Origin of the sequence: Lentzea sp. NBRC 105346 (assembly GCF_030269605.1) — a bacterium.
GTDB lineage: Bacteria > Actinomycetota > Actinomycetes > Mycobacteriales > Pseudonocardiaceae > Lentzea.
In genome coordinates this window covers 166,753-193,053 of sequence record NZ_BSTQ01000015.1, presented here as the reverse complement: position 1 = coordinate 193,053, position 26,301 = coordinate 166,753, and the positions used below count along the sequence as shown (strand labels likewise).

Genomic DNA, 26,301 nt, shown 5'->3' with positions numbered 1-26,301 from the left:
ATCCCCCAATCATCAACCTAAGTTGCTAAACCATGGTTGAAGATGTCAGCATCCGGCCGTGCTGTCAATCGACCGGGACCTCACGCTGCTGTTCACCGCGCTCTCCGCCGCGTGCGACGTGCGGGTGCGGCAACGGCTGGCCGACGCCGGGCACCCACAGGTGCGCACCATCTACGGGTACGTGTTCCAGCACCTGGTCATCGGTCCGACGAAGGTGACCGACCTGGCCGACCTGCTGGGCATGACGCCCCAGGGCGCGTCCAAGGTCATCACCGAGATGGAGCGCGCGGGCTACGTCTCGCGGTACACCGACCCGAACGACAGCCGGGTCCGCGTCATCGAGCTGACCGAGCATGGGCAGCACGCGATCGACGAGGGCCGCAAGGCGCGCGCCGAGGTGACCGCTGAGCTGCTCGGCGTTCTCGGGCCGCGGGCCGAGGCGTTTCTGGAGCAGCTCAACGCGTTGAGCGACCACACCAACGCGCTGCCGGAGATGATGGCTCGCCGGCTACGGCCGCATTGACGCTCCCAGCAGTTCGCGGATGTGCGCGGCCGCCGTGCTGAACTTCGGCAGCGCCATGGTCTCGGAGTAGTCGCGTTCCACGGGCAGGTCGACGTCGATGATCTCCTGCACCGCGCCCGGCCGCGGGGTCATCACGACCACCCGGTTGGACAGGTACACCGACTCGGCGATCGAGTGCGTCACCAGCAGCACGGTCGTGCCGGTCTCGCGCCAGATCCGGTGCAGCTCCACGTTCATCTGCTCGCGCGTCAACGCGTCCAGAGCGCCGAACGGCTCGTCCATCAGCAGCACGCGCGGCCGGTGCAGCAGCGCGCGGCAGAGCGCGACGCGTTGCTGCATGCCGCCGGACAGCTCGTGCGGCAACGCGTCCTCGAAACCGCGCAGCCCGGTCATCTCGATCAGCTCGTCGGCCCGCTTGCCCGCGTCGGGCATGCCGCGCATCTCGGCCTGCAGCAGGATGTTCCGGCGCGCGGACCGCCACTCGAGCAGCGCCGCGCGCTGGAACACGTAGCCGATGTCGTGCCTCGGGCCGGTCACCACGTCACCGAGCAGCCGCACTTTTCCACTGGACGGCTTGAGCAACCCCGACACCAGCTTGAGCAGCGTGGACTTGCCGCAGCCGGACGGGCCGACGATCGACACGAACTCGCCCGGCGCGACGTCGAGCGAGACCTCGCGCAGTGCCGTCACGTCGATCTTCTTCGACCTGAAGTGCACGGCGACGGAGTCGATCTCGACGGCGGCCGTCCCGACAGTCACGGTCATCCCTTCGGTGCCACGCTTTCCTCCCAGTACGCCGAGGGATCCTGCCCCTTCGTCGCGATGCCCGTCTTCACGAACGTCTCGATCGTGGTCTTCCAGTCCTCCACGGAGTTGACGCCCGGCCCCTGGCCCTTCGACTTCTCCGTGTGCAGCAACGTGAGCGTCGTCTTGAACTGCTCCAGCACCACCGTCGCCGACGGCAGCTGCTCGGACGCACCCTTCATCGAGTCGGCCGCGGCCTGCGGGTCCTTCTCGGCGGCCGACCACGCCTCGGCGGTCGCGGCGACCATCTTCTTCACCAGGTCCGGGTCCTGTTGCAGCTTGGACTTCGACGTCAGCAGGCCGTTGGAGAAGTAGTTCAGGCCGAACTCGGAGAACTTCAGGTACGAGACGTCCTTGCCCGCCTTTTCCTTAATCGTCGGACCCTGGTCGGACGCGAAGCCGAGCAGCACGTCCGCGCGGCCGGAGATGACCGCCGCGATCTTGCCGGCCGCGTCGACGTTCTGGATCTGGACGTCGCTCTCCTGCATGCCGTTCTGCTTGAGGAACGCCGGGAACGTCTTGGTCAGCGCGTCACCCGCGGTGGTCGCGACCTTGAGTCCCTTGAGGTCCTGTGGCTTCTTGATGTTCTTCTCGGAGAAGAACTGCACGGACGCGGGGGTGGTCTGCAGGAACACGCCGATGCTCTTCACCGGCACGCCCTGGTCGACCGCGGCGGCGAGCGCCGATGTGTCGGCCCAGCCGAAGTCGGTCTGGCCGGCCCCGGTCGCCTGCACGGTCTTGCCGGAGCCCTGCCCGGCCTGGATCTTGAGGTTGATCCCGTGCTTGCTGAAGATCCCCTGTTTGACGCCGTAGTAGAACGGCGCGTGCTCGCCGTAGGGGTACCAGTTGAGGGTCAGCGTGACGTCGGTCTTGCTCTCCTGCCCCTGCGGCGCCTGTGCCCCACCGCCACACCCGGTGGCCAGGAGGAGCAGACCGGCGACTACGGCCGTTCCCTTCATCGACAAGCCCTTCGCTAGATGGTGGTGGTGACGGCGGAGGTGCGGCGGCTGACGTGCCACGGCAGCATGAACCGCTCGGCGAGTTCCAACAGGACGAACAGCAGCACGCCGACGAGCGACATGACGATCAGGCCGGCGAACAGCATCGGGGTGTCGATGTTGCCGTTGGCCTGCAGGATCACGAAGCCGAGTCCCTCGTTGGCGCCGACGAACTCGCCGACGACCGCGCCCGTGACCGCCAGCGTCACCGCGACCTTCAGTCCCGCGAACAGGTGCGGCAGCGACGCCGGGAAGCGGATCTTGACGAACGTCTTGAGCGGGCCGCCGCCCATCGTCGACGCCAGCTCGAGCATCTCGGTGTCGACGGACTTCAGGCCGGTCACCATGGAGATCACGACCGGGAAGAACGCGATCAGCACGGCCACCAGCACCTTGGGCACCAGCCCGAACCCCAGCCACACCACGAACAGCGGCGCGATCGCGATCTTGGGCACGACCTGCGCGAACAACAGGATCGGGTAAAGCGTCTTCTCGATCGTGGCGGAGTAGACCATCGCCACCGCGGCCAGCACGCCGACCACGGCCGCGATCAGGAACCCGAGCACTGTCTCGTAGGTCGTGACCCACGTGTGGTGCCAGATGTAGGCCTGCTTCTCGACGAGGACGTCCAGCGTGGCGGCGGGCGACGGCACCAGGTACGGCGCGATCAGCCCGGTGGTCGTGACCAGCTGCCACACCGCCAGGCACGCGACCAGCAGCAACACCGGCCGCCAGCTGCGTTCCAGCCAGTCCATCGACACCTCCCCGGCGGAAAGCGCTTTCGGAAAGCGCTTTCCGCTACGCTAGAACTGCGCTACTTGGCGGTCAAGGGAGTCAGATGGCCGAAAACGGGCAGCCCACCCTGGGTGACGTGGCGCGCGCGGCCGGTGTCTCGCTGGCCACGGCGTCACGGGCGCTGAACGGCGCCACCCAGGTGCGAGCCGACCTGCGCGAACGAGTGCGCGTGGCGGCGGAACGGCTGGCCTACTCCCCCAACGCGCACGCGCGCGCGTTGGCCAAGGCGTCGAACGCCGGGGTCGGCGTCATCTGCCACGACATCGGCGACCCGTACTTCGCGGGCATCGCGCGCGGCGTGATGCGGGCGGCGGCGCGGCACGACCTGCAGGTGATCCTCGGCAGCACGTTCCGCGAGCCACTGCGGGAGATCTCCTACGCCTCGATGATGCGCGGCCAGCGCGTGCGGGCGATGCTGCTGATCGGGTCGGGCTTCGAGGACCGCGCGGTGCAGGAGTCGCTGCGCCGGGAGGTCGACCTCTACCGGGCCGCGGGCGGGCGGGTCGCGGTGATCAGCCGGCACCGCGGGCTGCGCGCGGACGCCGTGCTGCCGGAGAACCGGGCCGGTGCCGCGGACCTGGCGCGGGCGCTGCTCGGGCTGGGGCACCGGTCGTTCGCAGTCCTGTCCGGGCCGCTGTCGCTGACGACGGTCGTGGACCGGCTGGGCGGGTTCCGCTCGGCGCTGGCGTCGTGGGGAATCGAGGTGTCGCAGGTCGTCGAGGGCGCGTTCACCCGTGACGGCGGCTACGAGGCGGCTCGGGAACTGCTGCGGCGCGGCCTCGCGGCTACCTGCGTGTTCGCCGCGACCGACGTGATGGCGATCGGCGCGCTGGCGGCGTTCCGCGAGGCCGGGTTGCGGGTGCCGGAGGACGTGTCGCTGGCCGGATTCGATGACATCCCGATGATCCGCGACCTCACGCCGCCGCTGACCACGGTGGCTCTGCCGCTGGAGGACCTGGGTGAGCGGGTGATGGAGCTGGCCCTGCTGCCGGACCGCCCGGCGCGCGCCCGGATCGAACGCGTGACCGGCCGAGTCGTCCTGCGCGCCAGCACCGGCGCCCCACCGAGCGGTGCCCCTCATGAGGGTCACCCTCACCAACCTGAGCCTCATGAGGGTGACCCTCACGAGGGTCCCCGCTGAGGAGAGCTGATGGACCTGGTCGTCGAGCGCGTGGAGACGTTCGCGGTGGCGCTGCCGACCGTGCGCAGCTTCGGCGTGTCCGGCGGATCCGTTGCCGTAAGAGGAAAACCCAGCATCCGCGTCCTGGTGAAGGTCAGCGCGGACGGCGTGCACGGCTGGGGCGAGGCGACCCCGATCCCGGCCTGGACCTACGAGACGACCGAGTCGATCCTCACCACCATCGACGGCTACCTGGCCCCGGCGATCATCGGGCACCCGGTGTGGGACCTCGACGGCGTCAGCCGCATCTTCGACCGCACCATCAACCGCGGCTTCTCCATCGGCGCGCCGCTGGCCAAGGCGGCGGTGGACGTCGCGCTGCACGACCTGCTCGGCCGCGCGCTGGGCGTCCCGATCGGCGAACTGTGGGGTCAACGCAGGACCGAGGAGATCCAGCTGGCGTGGATCGTGTCCGGCCAGACGCCCGACGAGGTCACCGACTGCGTCGCCGAGGGACTCGGCGCGGGCTACCGGGCGTTCAAGGTGAAGATCGGCCTGCATGACGAGAAGACCGATCTGGCCGTGGTGACGGCGGTGCGCACGGCCGCGCCCGAGGCGCCGCTGTGGGTGGACGCGAACCAGGCGTACACGGCCGACACCGCGGTCCGGCTCGCCCGAGCGCTGCACGACCTGGGCGTCGCCGCGTTCGAGCAACCGTTGCCCGCCAACGACATCGCGGGCCAGCGGCGGCTGCGGGCGGTGTCGCCGATGCCGGTGGCGCTGGACGAGTCGCTGCGCCACCCGACGGACCTGGCGACGTTCGTGAAGCTCGACGCGATCGACGTCGCCATCGCGAAGGTGCAGCGCAGCGGCGGCCTGCTCCTGTCACGGCGGCTGTGCCAGCTCGCGGAGGACTGCGGGGTGCGGCTGATGGGGTCCGGGCTGACCGACTCCGACGTGGGGCTGGCGGCGAGCCTGCATCTGTTCGGCGCGTTCGGGATCAGCGGGCCGGTCGACCTGAACGGCAGGCAGTTCATCGAGTCGCCGTACGCCACGTCGACCGTCCACCTCGACGCCGGGACCGCCCGCGTTCCCACGGGTCCGGGCCTGGGCATCGAGGTGGACGAGTCGGTGGTCATCGACCTTGCAGTGACTTGACCTTGTCGCCGAACGTCCAGTTCTTCGAGCCGTCCCAGTTGATCGACCAGTCCATCAGGCCCTTGAGGGATCCGCCGAAGCTGTTCCACGCCTGGCCGACGAGCGACGGCGACATGTAGCCACCACCGGCACCGGGCTGCGCGGGCAGGCCGGGTACCTGCTTGTCGTACGGCACACGGATCGTGGTGCCCTGCACGACCAGCCCCGTGTTGAGGCACTTCGTCTGCGCGACGAAGCCCTGGACCGTGCCCGCCTGGTAGGAGTCGCCGGAGCACCCGTACATCGAGCCGTTGTAGTACTGCATGTTCAGCCACCACAGCCGGCCGTTGTCGGCGTACTTCTTCACGATCGGCAGGTACGCGCCCCAGATGGAGCCGTAGGTGATGCTGCCGCCGGTGACATACGCGGTCTCCGGCGCCATGGTGAGCCCGAAGTTCGACGGCATCTGCGCGAGCACGCCATCAATAATCTTGATGAGATTCGCCTGTGATGTGGACAGCGTCTTGATGTTGCCGCTGCCGACCAGACCGGTCTCGATGTCGATGTCGATGCCGTCGAAGTTGAACTTCTTCAGAATCGGCACGACGGTCGCGATGAACCGGTTGGCCACCGCGGCGGAGCTGAGGTCGATTCCGGCGGCCGCGCCGCCGATCGACATCAGGATCGTGGCGCCCGCCGCCTTCGCCGCGCACATCTCGGCCGGGGTGGCGACCTTGACACCCGCGTCCATGCCGTCTTCCCACAACACCGTGCCGTCCGATCGGATGACGGGGAACGCGGCGTTGATCACGTTGTAGCCGTGCTGCTTGATGCGCGTGTCGGTGATCGGCGTCCAGCCGAACGGCGGGTGCACGCCGTTGGACGCGCCGTCCCAGTTCTCCCAGTAGCCCTGCAGCACCTTGCCCGACGGCCGCGACTTCACCGCACACGTCTCCGCGGCCTGCGCACCCGGCGCGACCACCCCGGACGTGACCAGTGACGTGACGAGCAGACCGACCGCGAGCGCTGCTGACCTCCAGCGACCCATACCCCGACTCCCTTGTTCGGACGTGCGAGTACCTGGGCGGCCTGCATCGATCATCCGGCCCATAAATGGTCCAGACAACCCGGCAATCGGGCTAATACCCATAGTGTTCGCGAAACGGTTCCACGTATTACTCGACCAATTGAGACAGGGCTGGTGGAATCCCCAATTCCCCAGCACCATGCTGGAGCCGTACCCCAGTAGGGTGAGTCAGTTCACTCCCACGGAGCCGGATGGGCAGTCGCGACTGTGCAAACACCGAAGGGTCGCCGACGATCGCGCGTGTGGCACAAGCTCGCGATGATCGGGCTGGCGTTCACGCTGCCGCTCGCGACCGCGACGACCCTGCTGATGCTCGAGAACGGCAGGCGGATCGACTTCTGCCAGAACGAGCTGCGCGGCCTGGAGTACCTGCGGCCGCTCTCGGCACTACTCGTCGACCTCTCCGTGCACCGCAGGCTTAGCCGGCAGGTGCTGTCGGAGGAGCGGCCCGCAGGTGAGCTGGCCGCGCACAGCGCGAAGGTGGACGCGGACTTCGCGGCCCTGCTCGACACCGACCGGCGCCTCGGCGGTCACCTCAAGACGACCAGCGCAGACCTCAACCTCAACGCCACGCCGCAGGCCCAGGCGGACAAGTGGAAGGCGTGGCGCACCGGCCAGCCGGACAAGGCCGCGAGCGACGCCGCGCACACCCTGATGATCGGCGACGTGCGCACGCTCATCGCCTACGTGGGCGTCACCTCGAACCTGGTGCTGGACCCCGAGCTGCACACCTATCACGTGGCCGACGCGCTGGCCGTGCGCACGCCCGAGCTGGTGGACCGGATCGGCCGGCTCGGCGACACCGTGGACGGGCTGCTGGTCGACGGCCGGATCGCGTTGCAGGACCGCACCGCCGTGGCCGCCGCGGTGGCGACGCTGACGCAGCAGGCGGACGGCCTGCAGGAGGACCTCTTCACCACGTTCCGCGAGGGCGACCTGCTGCGGAAGACGCTCGGCCCCGTGCTGCACGACGCCTACCTGGCCGTGACCGATCTCGGCGCGCTCACCACCCGCGGGTTCGTGGAGGCGGCCACGGTCGAGCTGAACCGCGCCGAGTACGAGTCCGCGGTCAGCGGCGCCGTCGAGTCGGTCGCGCGGCTGACCGAGGCACTGCACGCCCAGGAGCAGCAGCTGATCAACGATCGGCTCGACGGCCACGCGCTGGACCGGGCGCTCGCGCTGGCCGCGGTGCTGGCGGTGCTGATGGTGACCGTGCTGCTCACCGTGTGGCAGTCCCGCCGCATCAGCACGGACGTCTCCAGCGTGGCCGGCGGCGCGGGCGCGCTCGCGGGCGGTGATCTCACCCGCCGGGTCAAGGTCCGCAGCCGCGACGAGATCGGCGAGATGGCGGCCGCGTTCAACACCATGGCCGAACGGCTGCAGGCGATGGTCGAGGAGCAGCGCGCGTCCGAGGCGCAGCTGCGGGAGGCCAAGGAACGGTTCCAGCAGGCGTTCGACAACGCGTCCATCGGCATGTCCCTGGTGGACATGGACTTCAAGCTGACGCAGGTCAACCGGGCGTTGTGCGAGATGCTCGGCCGCACGGAGTCCGAGCTGCTCGGCACCGGGTTCACCGAGTTCACCCACCCCGACGACCGCGAGCAGAGCCTCGCGGCGGCCGAGGCCATGCGCGACAACCACCACGGCCCGTTCCGGATGGAGAAGCGCTACCTGCACGCCGATGGCCGCGTGCTGTGGGTCGTGATGACGTCGTCGGTCGTGCACGCCGAGAGCGGCGAGCCGTTGTACTTCGTCACGCAGGTCGAGGACATCACCGAACGCCGCGAGGCCGAGGCGCAGCTGATGCGGCAGGCCATGCACGACCCGCTGACGGGCCTGCCGAACCGGACGCTGCTGCTGGACCGGCTGCGCCAAGTGCTGGCCCGCAGCGAACGGCACCCGATGCTGACCGCCGTGCTGTTCATCGACCTCGACGGCTTCAAGGACGTCAACGACAGCCTCGGCCACGACGTCGGCGACGAGGTGCTCCGCGAGGTCGGCCGCAGGCTGCAGCACCACGTCCGCCCGTTCGACACCGTCGCCCGGCTCGGCGGCGACGAGTTCGTCGTGCTGTGCCAGGACCTGCGGCAGGAACAGAACGTCTTCGAGATCTCCGAACGGCTGGCGCGGACGCTCGCGTCACCGGTCGTCGTCGGCACGTTCGAGGTCGTCGTCACCGCGTCCGTCGGCATCGCGCTCGCCAACGGCCACACGCCGACCCCCGAGGACCTGCTGCGCGACGCGGACGCCGCGATGTACGGCGCCAAGGCGCGCGGCAAGAACCGCTGCGAGATCTTCGACGAGGCGTTGCGCGAACGGTCCGTCGACCGGATCGCGATCACCACGGTCCTGCGCCAGGCGCTGCGCGAGGACCGGTTCGTCCTGCACTACCAGCCCGTGGTCGACGTCGTCACCGGCGCACCGGTCGCCGTCGAGTCGCTGGTGCGGCTGAACGACCCCGAACGCGGCCTGCTCGCGCCCGGCGAGTTCATCCAGGTCGCCGAGGACAGCGGCCTGATCGTGCCGATCGGCAACACCGTGCTGGAGCAGGCCTGCCGCCAGCTCGTCGCGTGGCGCGCGGAGGGCAAGGTGCCCGACGACCTGCGGATCACGGTCAACCTGTCCGCCCGCCAGGCCACCCGCCGCGACCTCGTCTCCACCGTGTCGACGGCCCTGTCCGACGCCGGCCTCGAACCGACGGCGCTGGCACTGGAACTCACCGAGACCGCGATCATGGAGGCCGACGCGGACACGTTGCGACAGCTCGAGGAGATCCGCGACATGGGTGTGCGGCTCGGCATCGACGACTTCGGCACCGGCTACTCGTCGCTGAGCTACCTGAAACGACTGCCGGTCAGCTTCGTGAAGGTCGATCGGTCGTTCGTCTCCGGCCTCGTCACCGACCCGTCGGACCGCGAGATCGTCACCGCCGTGATCCGCCTGGGCCAGGCGCTGGGCCTGACCACGATCGCCGAGGGCGTCGAGGAGCCGGACCAGTTCTCGGCGCTGCGCGACCTCGGCTGTGACCAGGCGCAGGGCTACCTGCTGGGCCGCCCGCAACTGGAGCCGCCCGCCCGTCTCCAGCCGGCGGCGCGCGGATGATCACTCGAAGAGAGCTGTTTCGCGCGGGCCTGTTCCTTGGCTGCGCGCTGAGCTGTTCGTGCACCGACGAGCACCAGCGGCAGGTCAGCTCCGCCGCGCTCGGCCCGCGCAAGAGCGGCGGCGTGCTGCGGATCGGCGTGACCGGCGGCAGCACCGAGGACTCGCTCGACCCGCACAAGTCCGTGACGTATCCGGACCAGGCGCGCATGTCGAACCTGTACGAGCCGCTGTTCCGCCGCGACGCGTCCTACCAGATCGAACCGGTGCTGGCGTCCTCGCTGGAACCGTCCGCGGGCCTGGACGAGTGGACGCTGCGGTTGCGTTCCGGGGTGTTCTTCCACAACGGCAAGGCGTTGGACGCCGACGACGTCATCTTCTCGTTGCGCCGCATCATGGAACTGCCGGGCATGGGCGCCTCGGCGCTGCAGATCGTCGACCTCGGCTCGTTACGCAAGATCGACCCGCTGACGCTGCGGATCAAGCTGACGCAGCCGCACGCCCTGTTCCAGGACGAGCTGGCGCAGTACTACCTCGGCATCGTCCCGGTCGGCTTCGACCTGCGCACCCCGGTCGGCACCGGTCCGTTCCGGTTCGGTTCGTTCGTCGCTGGTTCGCGTTCGTCCTTCCCCCGGTTCGACCGGTACTGGCGTCCGCACGAGCCCTATGTGGACGAACTGGTGATCATCGACTTCCCGGACGAGAAGTCCCGTTTGGACGCTCTGCTGAGCGGTTCGGTCGAGGCGATCGACAACCTGCCGCAGACGCAGGTGGCGGCGGTGAAGGCCGCCGGTGTCAACGTGCTCATCTCGGAGAGCGGCAACTGGTCGCCGTTCACCATGCGGGTGGACACACCGCCGTTCGACAACGTGCTGGTGCGCCAGGCGTTCCGGCTGATCGTCGACCGCGACCAGATGGTCAGCCAGGCGCTGCGCGGCCAGGGCCGGGTCGGCAACGACCTGTACGCCCCCTTCGACCAGTGCTTCGCCAAGGACCTCCCGCAGCGGCGCCAAGACCTCAAGCTGGCCCGTTCCCTGCTGGCGCAGGCGGGTCACACCGCGTTGAAGGTGGAGCTCGTCACCTCCGACGCGATCGGCGCCGGTGTGGTCGCGGCGGCCCGGCTGTTCGCCGAACAGGCCCGCGGCGCCGGCGTCGAGGTGGCCGTGCGGGAGGTGGACGCCGGCGTCTTCTACGGCAAGGACGACTACCTGCGGTGGCCGTTCGCGCAGGACTTCTGGTACACCCGCAGCTACCTGCCGCAGGTCGCCCAGGGGTCGTTGCCCGACGCGCCCTACAACGAGTGCCACTGGCAGGATCCCCGGTTCATGTCGCTCATCGCGCAGGCCCGGTCGGAGGCGGATCGGGAGCGGCGCTGCGGGTTGCTGCGCGAGGCTCAGAAGATCGAGTACGAGTCCGGCGGGTACATCGTGTGGAGCTTCAAGAACCAGGTCGACGCCTACTCCAGCCGCGTCACCGGGTTCGTGCCCGACCGGAACCTGCCGCTGTCCTCGTTCCAGTTCCGGTCGGTGTCGTTCGTCTGATTACCTTGTGAGCACCAAGGGTTCGTCCTCGGTGATGGCGACCGTGTGCTCGGAGTGGGCCGTGCGTGAGCCGTCCGCCGAGCGGATGGTCCAGCCGTCGGGGTCATAGACGATCCGGTCGGTCGTGCGGGCGAACCACGGCTCCAGTGCGAGGGTCAGGCCTGGGCGCAGCGTGAGGCCGCGTCCTGCTCGCCCCTTGTTGGAGACGTGGGGCTCCTCATGCATCGTGCGGCCGATGCCGTGACCGCCGAACTCGTTGTTGACCGGATAGCCGTGGTCGCGGGCCACCGCCCAGATCGCTGCCGAGATGTCGCCCAGGCGGTTGCCCGGACGTGCTGCTTTGATCGCAGCCTCCAACGCTTCTTCGGTGGCTCGTTTGATTCTTTGGTCCTCATCCGCCGCGTTGCCGACTATGACCGTGCGCGCCGAGTCGGCCACCCAGCCGTCGATGCTGACCGCGATGTCGGCCTTGAGTATGTCGCCGACGCGCAGCTCGTAGTCGTGCGGCAGGCCGTGCAGTACGGCGTCGTTGACTGACAGACAGATGACGTTGCGGAACGGGCCTTTGCCGAACGACGGCGCGTAGTCCCAGTAGCACGACTCCGCTCCGCGTCGCTTGATCATGCCTCGTACGTGGTGCTCCAGGTCCAGGAGGTTGACGCCCACTTCGGCTCGTTGTTCGACCTCTTGGAGCACCTCGGCTACGAAACGCCCGGTTACGTGCATGCTCTGGATCGCCGCGGGCGACTTCAGCTCAATCATGGACGGTATAGTAATACCGGTCTTATGCTTGGGGGCATGGTTCGGCAACCGCTCACTCCCTCGCAGATCGAAGCCGGGCGGCGGCTTGGTTCTTTGTTGCGGCATGCGCGTGGTGGTCGCGACCTGGTGGAGGTTGCTTCGGCTGCTGGGATTTCGCCTGAGACTCTGCGGAAGATTGAGACTGGGCGGTTACCTTCGCCTGGCTTTGGGACGATCGTTTGCCTGGGCGAGGCTCTGGGGTTGCCCGTGGAGGAGTTGGCTGCTGCTTGGCGGGGCGTTCTCGTCTAGCGGCTTCGTGTTTGAGCTTTGGACGCGGCTGCGCCGCGACACGTTGGCATTTTCGTGCGGGCCAGGCGCTAGGGCGCCTGTCCCGCACGAAAATGCCAACGTACCGAGACGGTGGTTGGCTGCCGTCGTGGTCCCGATCCTGTCCAGACTTGCGTTCGTTCGGTGCGGTTGCGGGCGCGGTCGCCATGAGGTGGCTGGAGTTGGCACCGTTTTTCCCCATGCGTCAGCTCACCATGTGCAGCGGGTTGCGCCTCGGCTGCCGTAGCGGATCCAGGAAGGCCGGTGGGATGAAGTACGGGATCCCGTTGAGCAGCTTCACTTCCCAGTCGCTGTGGTGGATCAGGTCATGATGTCGTCGGCAGAGCAGCACGCCGTTGTGCAGGCTGGTCTTGCCGCCGTCGGCCCAGTGTTTGATGTGGTGGCCTTCGCAGTGCCGTGGCGGGCGGTTGCAGCCGGGGAAGGCACATCCCCTGTCTCTGGCGACGAGGGCTCGGCGTAGGCCGCTGTTGAACAGCCGTGCCTTGCGGCCGACGTTGAGGGGCTGGGAGCGGCTGCCCATCACGATGGGGATGACGCCTGCTTCGCAGGCGAGCTTGCGCAGCTGCTTGACCGGGATGTGTTCCTGGTTGTCCAGCACCGCGTGCCCGGTCTTCGCGGCCAGGTCGTCGTAGGAGACCGTCACGGCGAGGGTGACGGTCTCGCCGCCGTGCTCGGGCAGGACATCGGCGCGCAGCACCAGGTTGATCAGCTCGGCGAAGGCGTCGCCCTGCCGTTCGGCATAGGTGCGCGTGTCGGGGCCGTCCGGGCCGGTGGGGCGGGGTTTGGCCAGCGGGTCCAGCGCGCCCAGGAATTTAGCGCCGATCTCCGGGCCGAGATCGAAGCTGCCGCGGCAGCGGCCGCGTTCCATGCGGGCGATCAGCTGGTCACTCGGTGGCGCCGGATCCTTCTCGTCGGGTTCGGGGTCGTTCTGGAACATCCGATAGATGATCTTCTTGCCGAAGTCGCGGATCGAGCCCGGCTCGAACTTCCGGCCGAACTCCGCCAGCTGCCGCTCGACGAACGCCGCCTTGTCGGGCGTGGCATCGGCGGGCATGTTCTTCATCGCCCTGGCGATCGCGTCGACATGCTCCTCGGTCAACGCGCCCTCAGCAAGCGCCTCGGCGGTGGCCGGAAGTTCGGGCTCGATCTCCGCGCCGGACGGGCCCAGCTGGTGTGTCAGCAGCCGCGCGCGGCGCAGCTTCGCCTTCGACACGCTGGGATCCCAGTGCACCCGGTCCTTCAACACCCCGACCAAGTCCTTGTAGCCGAGCTCCGCGGCCAGGCCACGGCGGTCCATCTCGGCGATCCAGCGCAGCAGCCGCTCATGACGCACACGGATCTCACGCTCCATCGCGGCGAAGCCGTCAAGCAGCTCACCACTGGAGAGGAGGGACAGATCCGTGTCGACCATGCGTTCGACTCTACCGCAAGATCACAAGTCAACAGGCCGTCTACCAGCGAAAACAAGCCACACGATCGGGTGAACCTCTTTTAAAAACGATCAAAACGCAAGCCACCTCATCCCAGCCACGCCCGCAACCGCACAACACAACACAACCCAGCCAACAGATCGGGACCACGACGGCAGCCAACCACCTTCTCGGTACGTTGGCATTTTCGTGCGGGACAGGCGCCCAGCGCCTGGCCCGCACGAAAATGCCAACGTGTCGCGGCGCAGCCGCGTCCAAGCCAACTCAGAGCGACCAAGCCAGGAGATGCCCATCAGTCCCACTACCGAACCCACCGGAGTTCCCGTCCACGAGGTAGAGAACCCCGTTGGCCACAACGAGAGACGTGGTCCAGTTACTCCAGGCGGTCCACTTGAGACTCAACTCGGCCCGTCCGCAACGGCAAGCTTGTGCACCAGCCCGTCGTTGGTATTGGCATAGACGTACCGACGGCTGGGGTCGACAGCCGGACTGGAGTTCGACATCCCGGAACCGGGAACCGATCGAAATCAGACCTCAACCCCGTGCGCGCGTCGAAAGCGCTGACCCTGCCACGTTCCCCTTGCAGGTAGACGAGATCCCGAAGCCCAGCGGCGGTAGCAACCCCGGAAAGCAACACCGGCGAACCGTCCGGCACATCGTTCAACGGCACATTGAACAGCGGCCGAAGCCGGTTGACGTTGCCGGGACCAATGACGGTTTCGAAGACGTTGTTCGCGGACTTGGTCTGATCGAACGCGAGCTGCAGCCAGTCCTGCTTGGCCGGCACGGGCACGGCCGTCAGGCCCGTCACCAGCAACAAAGAAAGAAGTCGCACGCCCGCCTCCACAAGACGCGGTGGCGGTGAACCCTTCCTACCGCGACCCGGCGAGGCCTGGCAAGGTGGGCCGATGCACGCGATCATCACCGGCGGCTCGAGCGGCATCGGACTCGCGACCGCACGCATCCTCAAGGCCCGCGGCTGGACGGTCTCACTGATAGCCCGAGGCGCCGCCCGCCTCGAAGCGGCGGGCGAGGAGCTCAACGCGAACACCCGAGCTGTCGACGTGTCCGACGAAACGAAACTCAGCGCCGCGATCGACGGCCTGGTCGACGAGGCCGGTCCGTGCGACGCGCTGATCAGCTGCGCCGGGCTGGCACGTCCGGGCCGGTTCCTCGAACTGGACACCGAGGTGTTCCGGCAGATGATCGAGGTGGACTACTTCGGCACGCTCTACGCGATCCGGGCCGTGGCACCGCAGATGGTCAAGAACAGGGCGGGCAGCATCGTCGCCGTCAGCTCGGCGACCGGGTTGCTCGGCATCTACGGGTACAGCGCGTACGGGCCGGCGAAGTTCGCGGTCCGGGGCCTGATGGAGTCACTCAGGGCGGAGCTGACGCCACACGGCGTGCACGTCGGCGTGGTGTTCCCGCCGGACGTCGACACGCCGCAGCTCGCCGATGAGAACCGGTTCAAGCCCGCGGAGACGTTCGCGATCAGCGGCACGATCAAGCCGATGACCCCCGAGGCCGTCGCTCAGAAGATCGTCCAGGGCATGGACCGGCGCAGGTTCCTGATCTGCCCGGACACCGGAACGTCCCTGCTCGCACGGCTGGGCGGCCTCGTCTCGCCGGTGCTGAACCGGACGTTCGACCGCCGGATCGCGCGACTGGCGAAAAAATCTTGAGCCGGATGTCGAATCGCTACGAGAGCCGATCGACGGGAGAGTGACACACCGAGGAAAGGGTGGAGCCATGCGTCTTGTCGCGGTGGAGTACGTGTCCCTCGACGGCGTCTTCGAGGAACCCGGCCAGTGGTCGCATCCGTGGTTCAGCGACGAGGTCGGCCAGTTCAAGTGGGCGGAGCTGCAGGCGAGCGACGCGCTGCTGCTCGGCCGCAAGACCTACGAGGGGTTCGCCGAGGCGTGGCCGAAGATGCGGGCCGAGACCGGCGAGTTCGGCGAGAAGTTCAACACGATGCCCAAGTACGTCGTGTCATCCACTTTGGACAGCGCGGACTGGGAAGGGTCGATCCTGCTCAAGGGCGACCCCGTCGAGGAGGTCCGCAAGGTCAGGGAGCAGCCCGGCAACGACCTGCTGCTCAACGGCAGCGCGCAGCTGTTCAACACGCTGCGGCAGGCGAACCTCATCGACGTCTACCGGATCATGCTGTTCCCGGTGGTGCTCGGCGAGGGTCGCAAGCTGTTCGCGGACGGGTTCGGCAAGCAGCCGCTCAAGCCCGTCGAACAGCGGAACTACGACAGCGGCCTCACGATCATCGACTACGAGCCGGCCTGACGTTCCCGCAGCACGGCCTCGACGTCGAACGGCATGAGGTTCAGCGGTGGCCCGGACAACGGCTTGCGCAACGCCTCGACGATGCGGGCGTTGATCGCCGAAAGTATCCGCCGGGCCTCGTCGTCGGAGGACGCCGCGACGGCGAGCGCGCGGGCGTCGAAGGCCTCCCGGCGCAGCTGCAGGGAGGCGGGCAGGACGGTGCCCTCCTCCTCGCGGACCTTCTTCTTGATCCACCAGTCCTCGTCGTACGGTTCGACGGGCAGGGGTTTGCCGGAGCCGGCGAGGTTGTCGAACTCGCCGCGCTCCTGTGCCTCGCGGATCTGCCGGTCGACCCACGACTCGAACGACACGCCAGGTGGTTTGCGCTCGGTCATGCTTTCCACGTTACCGATCCTGGATGTCGGCCAGATCCTCCTCGGTCGGGGCGTCGTCCTGCGTCAGCGACCGCCGCCAGTACCCGGTGAAGTCGATCGACTGCTTCGCCAGACCCCGCTCCCCCACCAGATGCCGCCGCAGCTCGCGCACCTCGCCCGCCTCCCCGGCCAGCCAGGCGAAGACCGAACCGTCGGGGAAGATCGCCGACGACACCGCGGACAGCAGCATCCCGCGCGGCACCCACTGAACCTCCCGCCCGAGGTCCTGCTTCTCGTACTCGTCGACAACCGACACGAAGACCTGCACGGGCGCGGACAACGACTCCAGCAGCGACCCGATGGCCGGGATCGCCGTCTCGTCACCGGCCAGCAGGTACCAGTCGGCCGAACCCAATGGCTTGTGGTACATGCGATCCGGCCCGTACCGGCCCACCACGTCACCGGGCGAAACCGCGGCGGCCCAACGGGAAGCGGGTCCGGACGGGCCGTGCAGCACGAAGTCGACGTCGATGGTGGCGGTGGACGGGTCGTACGAACGCACGGTGAAGCTGCGCATCCACGGCCGAGCGGCCTCGGGCACCGCCAGATAGGCCTGATACCACGACATGACGTCGTCGAAGTCCAAGCGGGGCAAAGAGAAACCGGGCTTGGGGAACAGCAGCTTCAGCTGCTGGTCCGGCCACGTCTCGAACGAGTCCAGTCCCTCCCCCGCGAACGTCACCCGGACCATCCGCGGGGTCAGCGGCCGCACGGCCACCACGGTCAAGAGCTTCACTTCAGGTACTCCCGGAGGTGCTGTGCGGTCAGAGTGTCGGAAGAACCCACCAGATCCCGGGGCGTGCCGGTGAAGACGACCCGCCCGCCGTCGGCTCCGGCGCCGGGGCCCAGGTCGATGATCCAGTCGGCGTGCGCCATCACGGCCTGGTGGTGTTCGATCACGATCACCGAGTTGCCCGAGTCGACCAGCCGGTCCAGCAAGGCGAGCAGCTGGTCGACGTCGGCCAGGTGCAGGCCCGAGGTCGGCTCGTCCAGCACGTAGGTCGCCGCGTCCGAGGCCATCCGGATCGCGAGCTTCACGCGTTGCCGCTCACCGCCGGACAACGTGGTCAGCGGCTGCCCCAGCGACAGGTAGCCGAGCCCCACGTCCACGAGCCGGTCGAGGATCGTGCGCGCCTGGCCCGACGGGAAGAACGACTGCGCCTCCAGCACCGGCATCGCCAGTACCTCGCTGATGTCCTTGCCGCGCAGCTTGTAGGCCAGCACGGAAGGCGTGAACCGCTTGCCCTCGCACTCCTCGCACACCGACGCGACGCCGGCCATCATCGCCAGGTCGGTGTACACCAGCCCGATGCCCTTGCACTTGGGACACGCGCCCTCGGAGTTCGCGCTGAACAGCGCCGCCTTCACGCCGTTGGCCCTGGCGAACGCCGTGCGGATCGGGTCGAGCAGGCCCGTATAGGTGGCCGGGTTGCTGCGCCGCGACCCGCGGATCGCCGACTGGTCGACGACCACCACGTCGTCGCGGCGGGACAACGACCCGTGGATCAGCGACGACTTGCCGGAGCCGGCCACACCGGTGACCACGGTGAGGACACCGAGCGGCACGTCGACCGACACGTTCTGGAGGTTGTGCAACGACGCGTTCTCAATCGAAAGAAACCCAGAAGGCGCACGGAAAGCAGGCTTCAACGTCACCCGATGGTCGAGGTGCCGCCCGGTCAGCGTGCCCGACTTCCGCAGCCCACCCACATCACCCGCATAAACCACGTGCCCGCCGGCGGGGCCCGCGCCCGGACCGAGGTCGACGACGTGGTCGGCGATCTGGATGGTCTCGGGTTTGTGCTCGACGACGAGCACGGTGTTGCCCTTGTCCCGCAACCGGATCAGCAGCTCGTTCATTCGCTGGATGTCGTGCGGGTGCAGGCCGACGGTCGGCTCGTCGAACACGTACGTCACGTCGGTGAGGCTGGATCCCAGGTGCCGCACCATCTTCACGCGCTGCGACTCACCGCCGGACAACGTGCCGGACTCGCGGTCCAGCGACAGGTACCCGAGCCCGATCTCGACCAGCGAGTCCAGCGTCTCGCCGAGCGTGGTCAGCAGTGGGGCGACCGAGGGTTCGTCGAGCTTGCGGACGAACTGCGCCAGGTCGCTGATCTGCATGGCCGAGCAGTCGGCGATGTTCAGCCCGTCGATCTTCGACGACAGCGCGGCCTCGTTCAGCCGGGCGCCACCGCACCCGGTGCAGGTCATGAAGGTGACGGCGCGGTCGACGAACGCCCTGATGTGCGGCTGCATCGACTCGCGGTCCTTCGCCAGGAACAGCCGCCGCACCTTCACCACGAGGCCCTCGTAGTTGGTGTTCATCGTGCCGAGCTTCATCTTGGTGGCCGGGCGGAAGAAGAAGTCCTCGCGCTCCCGCGGGGTGTAGTCACGGATCTTCTTGTCCGGGTCGACGTAGCCGGAGTACGCGAGCGACTGCCAGTACCAGCCGTCCTTGGTGAAGTTCGGGACGCGGATGGCGTCCTCGTTGAGCGACTTGTCGAAGTCGACGAGCTCGCTGACATCCACATCGGACACCTTGCCGAGGCCCTCGCACGCGGGGCACATGCCTTCGGGCAGGTTGAAGCTGAACGCGCCGGACGTGCCGACGTGCGGCGTGCCCAGGCGGCTGAAGACGATGCGCAGCATGGTGTGCGCGTCGGTCGCCGTGCCGACCGTGGAGCGGGAGTTGGCGCCCATCCGTTCCTGGTCGACCACGATGGCCGCGCTCAGGTTCCGCAGGCCGTCGACGTCCGGGCGGCCGATGTTCGGCATGAACGACTGCAGGAACGCCGTGTAGGTCTCGTTGATCAGGCGCTGCGATTCGGCGGCGATCGTGCCGAAGACCAGCGAGGACTTGCCCGAGCCCGACACCCCCGTGAACACGCTGAGCCGGCGTTTCGGGATGTCGAGCGAGACGTTCGCCAGGTTGTTCTCCCTGGCGCCGCGGACCTGGATCACATCGTGGCTGTCCGCCTCGAACGGCATCTTGTCCCCCTGATACTTTATGGTGTAAAGAGTCAGTGCGACGTTACTTTATGCCGTAAGGAGTGGCAAGGTGGTTGTTTTCGCCGGCCAGGGCGACCCACGGCGGTCGCTGGCGCTGCTCTGGCGCACGCACGACGACTCGCCACGGCCCGGCCCCAAGCAGGGCCTCACCGTGGATTCGATCGTGGACGCGGCGATCGGGGTCGCCGACGAGTCCGGCATGGCCGCGCTGTCGATGCGCGCGGTCGGGGAACGGCTCGGCCGCACGGCGATGGCGCTCTACACGTACGTGCCGAACAAGAGCGAGCTGGTCGACCTCATGTACGACCGCACGCTCGGCGAGCTGCCCGCCGATTACCCCGTCGAGGACGGCTGGCGGCCCGCGGTGACGGCGTGGGCGGAGCAGCTGTGGGCGTTCTACCTGCGCCACCCGTGGATGCTGCACGTGTCGCAGGCGCGGCCGGTGCTCGGCCCGAACAGCTTCGGCTCACTGGAGGCCGTCGCCGGGATCCTGCGCACGACCGGCCTGCCCGCCGCGCGGCTGCGGCCGATCGTCAGCGCGCTCGTGCACTACGTGCGCGGGTCGGCCGAGTCCGTCACCGAGGCGCGCGACGCCAGCACGGCGACCGGCACCACCGACGACGCGTGGTGGGCCGGTCAGTCCGCGGCACTGCAGGAGGTCGCGCCGGACTTCGCCGCCCGCTTCCCGATGCTCACGTGGTTGCAGAGCGAGGATCCCGACGACGTGCCGGACTACGAGCACAAGGTCCGGTCGGCGTTCGCCGACGGGCTGGCCGTGCTACTGGACGGCGTGGCGGCGGCGATCAGATCGGCAGCGGAGACCAGCCGGCCCCGCCGTCCGACGTCCGGTAGATGACGCCGTCCTGCACCGCGAAACCGTGGTCCGGATCGGTGAACGCCAGGTCGAACAGCGGCCCGCCCTCCTGGACGAACGGCGTGGTCCACTCGCCCTTCACCGAACGGTGCAGCCAGCCCGCGCCGATCCCCACGGCCGACACGACCGCGGTGGACTGCGACGCCGCCGCGAGGTCGATCGTGATGCCCTGGTCCGGCCCACGGCTCACCGTGGCGAACTCACCATCCACTGTGGCCTGACGCAGTTCCTTGAACATGAACCCCTGGCCGGGATTCCAGCTGCACAACGCGAAGACGGCGTTCTCCACCGCGCTGAGCTTGGTCGCGCTGTCCACATCGCACGGCGGCTTGGCCTCCTGCCAGCCGAGCCGGCCGTTCACCCAGTACCTGCGCTCCTCGTGCACCTTCGCCAGCACGACGTAGGACCGCCAGCCGAGCATCGCGATGTCGCCGTCCGCCGCGCCGGTCACCGACACTCCGGGCACGGGGCTCCAGGAGCCGCCCGACAGCGGCGACCGGTAGAGCTGCGTCACCGCCGGGCTCGACACCACGACGAGGAACGACGTGGAGTCCGCGGCGATCGCACCGAACGAAACCCGTTGCGGCGTCGGCAAAAGCACCTCGCGCCACGTGACGCCGCCGGTGCGGGTGACGAACAGCCGCTCGCCGTTGGTGATCACACCGGCCATCTCGTTGGCGAAGAACACGCGCAGCCGGTCCGTGCCGGGCGCGATGTCCGGCGTGGTGGTGCGCCGCCACGACGCGCCGCCATCGACCGTGCGCAGCAACGCCGTGCCTTTGTCGTCCGTGCCGAGCGCCCAGCCACGCGACTTGGCGGTCCAGGATGTCGACGACACCTGGAATTTCGGTGCCGCGCCGGCGGATCCGGTTGCTCCGATCGCCAGCATCGCCGCTAACGCGGCGACCACTACCTTCATGATCACTCCCCCTCGTGCACCCTGCAGGCGTACCACCAAAATACCCCGGTTGGCTCCTGTGCGAGCGGGGCCCGGCACTGGAAAGGTCGGAGGGGCCGCCGACGGGGAAAACCCATTCCACCGAAGGGATTCCGCTGTGCCTCACAGACGCAGATCCGCTGTGCTCGGCGTGATCATCGCGCTCGTCACGACGTTCCTCTCGGTAACACCCGCCCACGCAGCACCCGACCCGGCCGTCGGACTGCAGCAGGCGCAGGAGAAACTGGCCGAGCTCAAGCAGGTGAACCCCGCCGCGCGGGCCGTCTGCTACAACGCACACCTGCAGGACATCGGCTGGCAGGGCGCCCGGTGCAACGGCGAGATCGCCGGCACGACCGGGCAGTCGCGCCGGCTGGAGGCGATCGTCATCGTCGTCAGCACCGACGTCGGCGGCGTCTGCTACAACTCGCACCTCCAGGACATCGGGTGGCAGGGCACCCGCTGCAACGGTGAGATCTCCGGCACCACCGGGCAGTCGCGCCGGCTCGAGGCCATCGCGATCGGCGCGAGCATCGGCAGCATTTGCTACAACTCCCACCTGCAGGACATCGGGTGGCAGGGCACCCGCTGCAACGGCCAGGTCTCGGGGACGACCGGCCAGTCCCGCAGGCTCGAAGCCATCGCGATAGTCGTCTGACAGTCCACTAGGGACGGTGGTCACACCGGGCTACCGGTGTGACCACCGGCTTGCCGTGGCCAGAACACCGCCACCGCGATGGTCGCCAGCGTGCCCAGCCCGCCCGCGATCACGAACGTGACCGGCGGCGACGTCGCGTCGAGCAGCAGCCCGCCGAGGAGATACGACCCGGCCGCGGCCACGCCGATCGCGCCGTACAGGTTGCCGAACACCCGCCCGAGCATCGCGGGCGGGACGAGCCGCTGCAGCAACGTGTTGCTCGCGACGTCCATCGCCGCGATGCCCAGTCCCCGCACGGTCTGCACGGCGAACGCGAACGCCACCGCGCCCGCGAGGCCGGTCAGGAGGTTGCCGACGCTGCTCACCGCGAACCCGGCGACCAGCAGCACGGTCATCGGCGGTTTCAACCGGGCGAGCACCAGGTAGCCGGCGAAGAGGCCGATGCCGACCGCGGCCAGCAGCAGGCTCGTCGCCGACTCCCCCGCCCCGAACGTGTCGCGCGCCAGCATGACGAGCGCGACGTCGTCGATCCCATTGCACAGCACGACCGCGCAGAACCCGAGTGAGATCACCCGCAGGGCGGGTACGCGCCAGAGCAGCGTGAGCCCGGCTTTCGCCTGTCCCACCAGGGTTTCCGCGTCCGGCGTGCGCGGCAGCGCCGCGAGTCTCGTCAACAGCCCGGCGGAGAGGAGGAACGACGCGGCGTCCACGAGCAGCACGCCACGGATCCCGAGGAACGGCAGGAGCGCCGCCGCGAGCAACGGCCCGACCACCTCGGCGCCGTTGGTCCCGAAGCCCAGCAACGAGTTCGCCCTCGGCAGGTACTCGTCGTCGACCAGCGCGGGCACGGCGGCGCGCGACGCGGGCAGGAGGATCTGCCCGGCGATCGCCCGCAGCGCGACCAGCCCGAGCAGCAACGGCAAGGGCGGCAACGAGAACGCGATGAGCGCGAGCAGGGCGCCCTGCACCAGCTCACACGTGATCATGACCCGCTTCAGGTCGAAGCGGTCGCTGATCGCACCCGCCAGCGGGCTCAGCAGCGACGGCACGAAGTCACCGGCGAGCAGCAGGGCCGCCACCGCGATCGCCTTCCCGGTCGTCGCCTCGACGTGCAGCATCAGCGCGACGAGGCTGAGCGAGTCACCGGCGAACGACACGACGCGCGCGGTCCAGAGCAGGCGGAACGGGCCGGAGAGCACGCGAGGAAGCGTAAATGGATCGACGGCGTCAGGCCCGCCTGTTAGGCAGAACGGGTGTGGCGTTACCTGACCTCCGCCGGACTGGCGCGGCTCGCCGACGAGATGGTGCTGCTCGCTGTCGTCTTCCTGGTGCAGGAACGCACGGACAGCAAGATGCTGGCCGCGGTCACGGCGGCGGCCTACACGCTGCCGTCCATCCTGTCCGGACCGCTGCTGGGCGCCTGGCTCGACCGCACGCGCCGGCCGCTGATCGCGTTGGCGGGCAACCAGTTCGTCCTCGCCACGATGACGCTGGGCATGGTGTTGTCCCCCGCACCGTGGCTGCCGGTGCTGGCGCTGGTCTCCGGCGTGACGCTGCCGATGACGAGCGGCGGGTTCACCAGCATGCTGCCGCGCCTGGGCGGTGACCTCGCGCGCGTCACGGCCTACGACTCGATGCTGTTCAGCGCCTCCGCGATCGTCGGGCCCGCGGCCGCGGGTGTGGTGGCGGCGGCGTGGTCGCCGACGGCGGCGATGGTCGTGATCGCCGGACTGGCGGTGGCCGGTGGTGTGGTCACGCTCGGCCTGCGGCTCGCGGCGCCGCGACCGTCCTTACACGACTCACTGCTGGCCGCGTTGCGCGCCGGAACCGCCCATCTGGTGCGGATGCCGCCGTTGCGGGCGGCGACCGTGACGTCCGTGGTGAGCTTCGTGGGGTTCGGGATGCTCCCGGTCGCGCTGCCGTGGCTCGTCCAGGGCCTCGGGTCGGACCGCGAGCTCGCCGGTCTCGTGTTCGCCGCGCTCGACCTCGGCATCCTGGTGTCGGTGATCGTGCTGCGGCCGTACCTGTCGCGGTGGCGGCCGGAGCGGATCCTGTTCGTGACGACCGGGTTGTACGCGGTGTCGTTCGCGGCGTGGACGCTCGCGCCGGACGTGGTGTGGCTGGCGGCGCTGGCGTTCCTCGCCGGTCTCGCGTCCGGGCCGACGCTGACCGTGCTGATCACCGCCCGGCAGCGGTACACGCCGGCCGACCTGCTCGGCCAGGTGTCGACGACCGGGGCGAGCCTCAAGATCGGCGCGTTCTCGCTCGGCGCGTTCGCCGCCGGGCCGCTGCTGTTCCACGGGCCGGTCACCGTGGTGCTGTTCGTGGCGGGCATCCAGCTCGTCGCGGTGCTGGCCGGCCTCGCGTCTCAACCGGCGTCGGTAGGCTCGCCGGCGTGACGGGCGTTGCGGTGGTGACGGGTGCGGGTTCCGGCGTCGGACGCGCGGTGGCGCGCACGCTTCTCGACGCGGGCTATCAGGTGGCGCTGGCCGGTCGGCGGCCGGACGCGTTGGCGGAGACGGCACCCGATGCCTTCGCGGTGCCGACCGACGTCACGCAGGAGTCCGAAGTGGTCGCCCTGTTCAACGCGGTCGTCGCCCGGTTCGGCCGCGTCGACGTGTTGTTCAACAACGCCGGGACGAACGTGCCCGCGACCCCGCTGGAGGACTTCACCGCACAGCAGTGGACGACCGTCGTGGACACGAACCTGACCGGAGTGTTCCTGTGCGCCCGCGAGGCGTACCGGGTCATGCGCGACCAGGACCCGCGGGGTGGCCGGATCATCAACAACGGCTCCATCTCCGCCACCACCCCGCGGCCGAACGCCATCGCCTACAACGCGACCAAGCACGCCGTCACCGGCATCACCAAGTCGATCTCGCTGGAGGGCCGGCGGTACAACATCGCCTGCGGGCAGATCGACATCGGCAACGCGGCCACGCCGCTGACCGAGCGGATGAGCCAGGGTGTCATGCAGGCCAACGGTTCCGTCGCACCCGAACCCACGATGGACGTCCAGCACGTCGCCGATGCCGTGCGCTACATGGCGGGACTGCCGGTGGGCGCCAACGTGCAGTTCATGACCGTGATGGCGACGGCCATGCCGTTCATCGGCCGAGGCTGATTTCCAACTGGTCCGCCAGCCGATTCATGATCTTGGCGTAGCTCGCGTACGACATCGGCGCCACGGCGTCCCATCCCACGAACCTGTTCGCGGCAGCGGCCGGGAGAGCGGCGAACACCGGGTGCTGCTTCATCTCCTCGGGCTTGTTCGACGCGCGCCGGGTGTCCCACAGCAACACGTCCGGGCGGTAGGTGCCCGCGTTCTCCCACGACAGCCGCTCGAAGTAGCCGCCGCCGGGCAGGTCGGGGTTGGCCGGCGTGGTGATCGGCAGTCCGAGGCTCACGTAGTACGCCAGGTCCGGCGCGCGGGCGGGAACCGCGACGAAGTAGCCCTCCGTCGTGCCGCCGACCGCCAGCACGGTCTTGTTCTCCGCGCGCATCCGGGATCCGATCGAGCGGATCCGGTCGGACGCCTTGGTGAACGCGTCGAAGTCCGCCTTCACCCGTGCCGAGTCGACGTCACCGCCCAGCGCCTTCGCGAGGTCGCGGTAACGGGCGATCGTGTCCGGCAGCGCCTTGCCGGACTGCAGGATCCCGACCGTCGGCACCATCTTCCGGACCGACTTCTCCTGCTCCTCGGTCACGTGCCACAGCCCCGCGTACTCGGCGTACTTGCCGCTGACCAGCAGGTCCGGCGACAACCCGGCGATCTTCTCCAGGTTCAGCTCGCCGTAGCCGCCGCCCGTGACGTCGGTGACCGACGCCGGGTCGACGCTGCCCGCCTCGGCCTCGACAGTGCCGTCGTCTTTCTTCAACGGCCCGAACGTGCCGGTCACCTTGACGCCGAAGTCGGTGAGCGCACCGGCCGCGGACACCTGGGCGATGATCCGTTGCGGACGTTCGCGCGCGCTGACCGTCTCGTTGCGGTCGTCGGTGAACGACCAGCCCTGGCCGGTGTCCGGCGCGGCCGAGCAGCCGGCGAGCAGTCCGGTGATGATCAGTACGGCGGCGAGTCGCACGAAACCCCCTTGGTTAGGCCAACCTAACCTAACAGTGGTGGACAAGATCGCCGAACACCCCTACGTTGGTCACTGTGCGGAACCTGTTGACGACTCTCGGTGTCGTCTTCGCGTTCCTCGGCTGCGTTCTGCAGCCCATGTGCCCGGACGAGCCGGCGATCGCCGTGCCGCACGTCAGTGCCGAGCACTGCCACCACTCGCTGCCCGGCCATCACGACGAGATCGTCGGCCAGAGCACCACCACAGCGGTCACACATCAGGACGTGGCCGAGAAACGAGACCTCGCGTCTCAATTCCAGCATCTGGTCCACCATGGACGGACCGGTTTCCCCTGCGCTAGAACGGATTCGTCCGCGGGGCGCCGGCTTCTGCTCGACATCGGGGTCAGTCGGACCTGAGCCGCCCAG

26 protein-coding genes are annotated in these 26,301 nt (G+C 68.7%); 13 read left to right on the top strand and 13 right to left on the bottom strand.

Annotated features, from left to right (window positions below; genetic code table 11):
* Nucleotides 1-58: 58 nt before the first annotated feature.
* Nucleotides 59-523, top strand: a complete 465-nt coding sequence (locus QSK35_RS29470) for a MarR family winged helix-turn-helix transcriptional regulator (protein ID WP_285750805.1) — start codon at nt 59-61, stop codon at nt 521-523.
* Here QSK35_RS29470 and QSK35_RS29465 read toward each other — a convergent pair.
* From QSK35_RS29465 to QSK35_RS29455, 3 genes are read right to left on the bottom strand one after another with little or no spacing between them, the layout of a single operon-like run.
* Complete coding sequence (locus QSK35_RS29465) at nt 509-1,282, bottom strand: ABC transporter ATP-binding protein (RefSeq protein WP_502881733.1); 774 nt, start codon at nt 1,280-1,282, stop codon at nt 509-511. The two genes, QSK35_RS29470 and QSK35_RS29465, sit on opposite strands and share 15 nt — an antisense overlap.
* Nucleotides 1,283-1,284: 2 nt before the next feature.
* Nucleotides 1,285-2,286: an ABC transporter substrate-binding protein gene (locus QSK35_RS29460; protein WP_285750803.1), complete on the bottom strand. Its 1,002-nt coding sequence runs from the start codon at nt 2,284-2,286 to the stop codon at nt 1,285-1,287.
* Nucleotides 2,287-2,300: 14 nt separating this feature from the next.
* The gene (locus QSK35_RS29455) at nt 2,301-3,080 is read right to left on the bottom strand and encodes an ABC transporter permease (protein WP_285750802.1); all 780 of its coding nucleotides are present in this window, start codon (nt 3,078-3,080) and stop codon (nt 2,301-2,303) included.
* Between the two features lie 83 nt (nt 3,081-3,163).
* Between QSK35_RS29455 and QSK35_RS29450 the strand changes: the two genes are divergently transcribed.
* Entirely contained in the window at nt 3,164-4,261 is a 1,098-nt protein-coding gene (locus QSK35_RS29450; RefSeq protein WP_285750801.1) for a LacI family DNA-binding transcriptional regulator, read from the top strand.
* Between the two features lie 9 nt (nt 4,262-4,270).
* Nucleotides 4,271-5,398, top strand: coding sequence for a mandelate racemase/muconate lactonizing enzyme family protein (locus tag QSK35_RS29445; RefSeq protein ID WP_285750800.1), 1,128 nt, complete (start codon nt 4,271-4,273; stop codon nt 5,396-5,398).
* On the opposite strand, the gene QSK35_RS29440 is transcribed toward QSK35_RS29445, so the two are convergent.
* Nucleotides 5,376-6,425 (bottom strand): chitinase, encoded by a 1,050-nt coding sequence (locus QSK35_RS29440; RefSeq protein WP_285750799.1) that lies wholly within the window; start codon nt 6,423-6,425, stop codon nt 5,376-5,378. The genes QSK35_RS29445 and QSK35_RS29440 overlap by 23 nt on opposite strands.
* Nucleotides 6,426-6,704: 279 nt before the next feature.
* Here QSK35_RS29440 and QSK35_RS29435 point away from each other — a divergent pair, with 279 nt between their 5' ends.
* Together QSK35_RS29435 and QSK35_RS29430 are read left to right on the top strand one after the other, a co-directional pair.
* On the top strand, nt 6,705-9,566 hold the full coding sequence (locus QSK35_RS29435; RefSeq protein WP_285750797.1) for an EAL domain-containing protein: 2,862 nt from the start codon (nt 6,705-6,707) through the stop codon (nt 9,564-9,566).
* On the top strand, nt 9,563-11,104 hold the full coding sequence (locus tag QSK35_RS29430) for an ABC transporter substrate-binding protein (RefSeq protein WP_285750796.1): 1,542 nt from the start codon (nt 9,563-9,565) through the stop codon (nt 11,102-11,104). The genes QSK35_RS29435 and QSK35_RS29430 overlap by 4 nt, the downstream gene beginning before the upstream one ends.
* Here the strand turns inward: QSK35_RS29430 and map are convergent, their stop codons facing one another.
* Nucleotides 11,105-11,866 carry a type I methionyl aminopeptidase gene (gene map, locus QSK35_RS29425; protein ID WP_285750795.1) on the bottom strand — a complete coding sequence of 254 codons (762 nt, stop codon included), beginning with the start codon at nt 11,864-11,866 and terminating at the stop codon, nt 11,105-11,107.
* 36 nt (nt 11,867-11,902) lie between these two features.
* On the opposite strand from map, the gene QSK35_RS29420 reads away from it, so the two are divergent.
* Nucleotides 11,903-12,154: a helix-turn-helix domain-containing protein gene (locus QSK35_RS29420; RefSeq protein ID WP_285750794.1), complete on the top strand. Its 252-nt coding sequence runs from the start codon at nt 11,903-11,905 to the stop codon at nt 12,152-12,154.
* A gap of 223 nt (nt 12,155-12,377) precedes the next feature.
* On the opposite strand, the gene QSK35_RS29415 is transcribed toward QSK35_RS29420, so the two are convergent.
* Entirely contained in the window at nt 12,378-13,604 is a 1,227-nt protein-coding gene (locus tag QSK35_RS29415; RefSeq protein WP_285750793.1) for an HNH endonuclease signature motif containing protein, read from the bottom strand.
* Between the two features lie 392 nt (nt 13,605-13,996).
* Complete coding sequence (locus tag QSK35_RS29410) at nt 13,997-14,458, bottom strand: hypothetical protein (protein WP_285750792.1); 462 nt, start codon at nt 14,456-14,458, stop codon at nt 13,997-13,999.
* 73 nt (nt 14,459-14,531) lie between these two features.
* On the opposite strand from QSK35_RS29410, the gene QSK35_RS29405 reads away from it, so the two are divergent.
* Complete coding sequence (locus QSK35_RS29405; protein WP_285750791.1) at nt 14,532-15,308, top strand: SDR family oxidoreductase; 777 nt, start codon at nt 14,532-14,534, stop codon at nt 15,306-15,308.
* A 67-nt stretch (nt 15,309-15,375) separates the two neighbouring features.
* Nucleotides 15,376-15,918 carry a dihydrofolate reductase family protein gene (locus QSK35_RS29400; protein ID WP_285750790.1) on the top strand — a complete coding sequence of 181 codons (543 nt, stop codon included), beginning with the start codon at nt 15,376-15,378 and terminating at the stop codon, nt 15,916-15,918.
* Here the strand turns inward: QSK35_RS29400 and QSK35_RS29395 are convergent.
* Genes QSK35_RS29395 through QSK35_RS29385 form a run of 3 tightly spaced genes read right to left on the bottom strand, consistent with a single transcriptional unit; the run spans nt 15,903 to nt 19,322 of the window.
* Complete coding sequence (locus tag QSK35_RS29395) at nt 15,903-16,292, bottom strand: DnaJ family domain-containing protein (RefSeq protein WP_285750789.1); 390 nt, start codon at nt 16,290-16,292, stop codon at nt 15,903-15,905. The genes QSK35_RS29400 and QSK35_RS29395 overlap by 16 nt on opposite strands.
* 10 nt (nt 16,293-16,302) lie before the next feature.
* Nucleotides 16,303-17,067, bottom strand: coding sequence for a siderophore-interacting protein (locus QSK35_RS29390; protein WP_285750788.1), 765 nt, complete (start codon nt 17,065-17,067; stop codon nt 16,303-16,305).
* Nucleotides 17,064-19,322 carry an ATP-binding cassette domain-containing protein gene (locus QSK35_RS29385; RefSeq protein ID WP_285750787.1) on the bottom strand — a complete coding sequence of 753 codons (2,259 nt, stop codon included), beginning with the start codon at nt 19,320-19,322 and terminating at the stop codon, nt 17,064-17,066. The genes QSK35_RS29390 and QSK35_RS29385 overlap by 4 nt, the downstream gene beginning before the upstream one ends.
* A gap of 70 nt (nt 19,323-19,392) precedes the next feature.
* On the opposite strand from QSK35_RS29385, the gene QSK35_RS29380 reads away from it, so the two are divergent.
* Nucleotides 19,393-20,199, top strand: coding sequence for a TetR/AcrR family transcriptional regulator (locus tag QSK35_RS29380; protein ID WP_285750786.1), 807 nt, complete (start codon nt 19,393-19,395; stop codon nt 20,197-20,199).
* Here QSK35_RS29380 and QSK35_RS29375 read toward each other — a convergent pair.
* Nucleotides 20,147-21,136, bottom strand: a complete 990-nt coding sequence (locus tag QSK35_RS29375; RefSeq protein WP_285750785.1) for a WD40/YVTN/BNR-like repeat-containing protein — start codon at nt 21,134-21,136, stop codon at nt 20,147-20,149. The two genes, QSK35_RS29380 and QSK35_RS29375, sit on opposite strands and share 53 nt — an antisense overlap.
* A 136-nt stretch (nt 21,137-21,272) precedes the next feature.
* Here QSK35_RS29375 and QSK35_RS29370 point away from each other — a divergent pair, with 136 nt between their 5' ends.
* Nucleotides 21,273-21,812: a hypothetical protein gene (locus tag QSK35_RS29370; protein ID WP_285750784.1), complete on the top strand. Its 540-nt coding sequence runs from the start codon at nt 21,273-21,275 to the stop codon at nt 21,810-21,812.
* A gap of 20 nt (nt 21,813-21,832) precedes the next feature.
* On the opposite strand, the gene QSK35_RS29365 is transcribed toward QSK35_RS29370, so the two are convergent.
* Nucleotides 21,833-23,011: an MFS transporter gene (locus tag QSK35_RS29365; RefSeq protein ID WP_285750783.1), complete on the bottom strand. Its 1,179-nt coding sequence runs from the start codon at nt 23,009-23,011 to the stop codon at nt 21,833-21,835.
* A gap of 54 nt (nt 23,012-23,065) precedes the next feature.
* On the opposite strand from QSK35_RS29365, the gene QSK35_RS29360 reads away from it, so the two are divergent.
* Nucleotides 23,066-24,211, top strand: coding sequence for an MFS transporter (locus QSK35_RS29360; RefSeq protein WP_285750782.1), 1,146 nt, complete (start codon nt 23,066-23,068; stop codon nt 24,209-24,211).
* Nucleotides 24,208-24,936, top strand: coding sequence for an SDR family oxidoreductase (locus QSK35_RS29355; RefSeq protein ID WP_285750781.1), 729 nt, complete (start codon nt 24,208-24,210; stop codon nt 24,934-24,936). Before QSK35_RS29360 ends, QSK35_RS29355 begins: the two co-directional genes overlap by 4 nt.
* Here QSK35_RS29355 and QSK35_RS29350 read toward each other — a convergent pair.
* Nucleotides 24,920-25,894 carry an ABC transporter substrate-binding protein gene (locus QSK35_RS29350; RefSeq protein WP_285750780.1) on the bottom strand — a complete coding sequence of 325 codons (975 nt, stop codon included), beginning with the start codon at nt 25,892-25,894 and terminating at the stop codon, nt 24,920-24,922. The genes QSK35_RS29355 and QSK35_RS29350 overlap by 17 nt on opposite strands.
* Before the next feature lie 74 nt (nt 25,895-25,968).
* Here QSK35_RS29350 and QSK35_RS29345 point away from each other — a divergent pair, with 74 nt between their 5' ends.
* The gene (locus QSK35_RS29345) at nt 25,969-26,292 is read left to right on the top strand and encodes a hypothetical protein (protein ID WP_285750779.1); all 324 of its coding nucleotides are present in this window, start codon (nt 25,969-25,971) and stop codon (nt 26,290-26,292) included.
* Nucleotides 26,293-26,301: the final 9 nt, after the last annotated feature.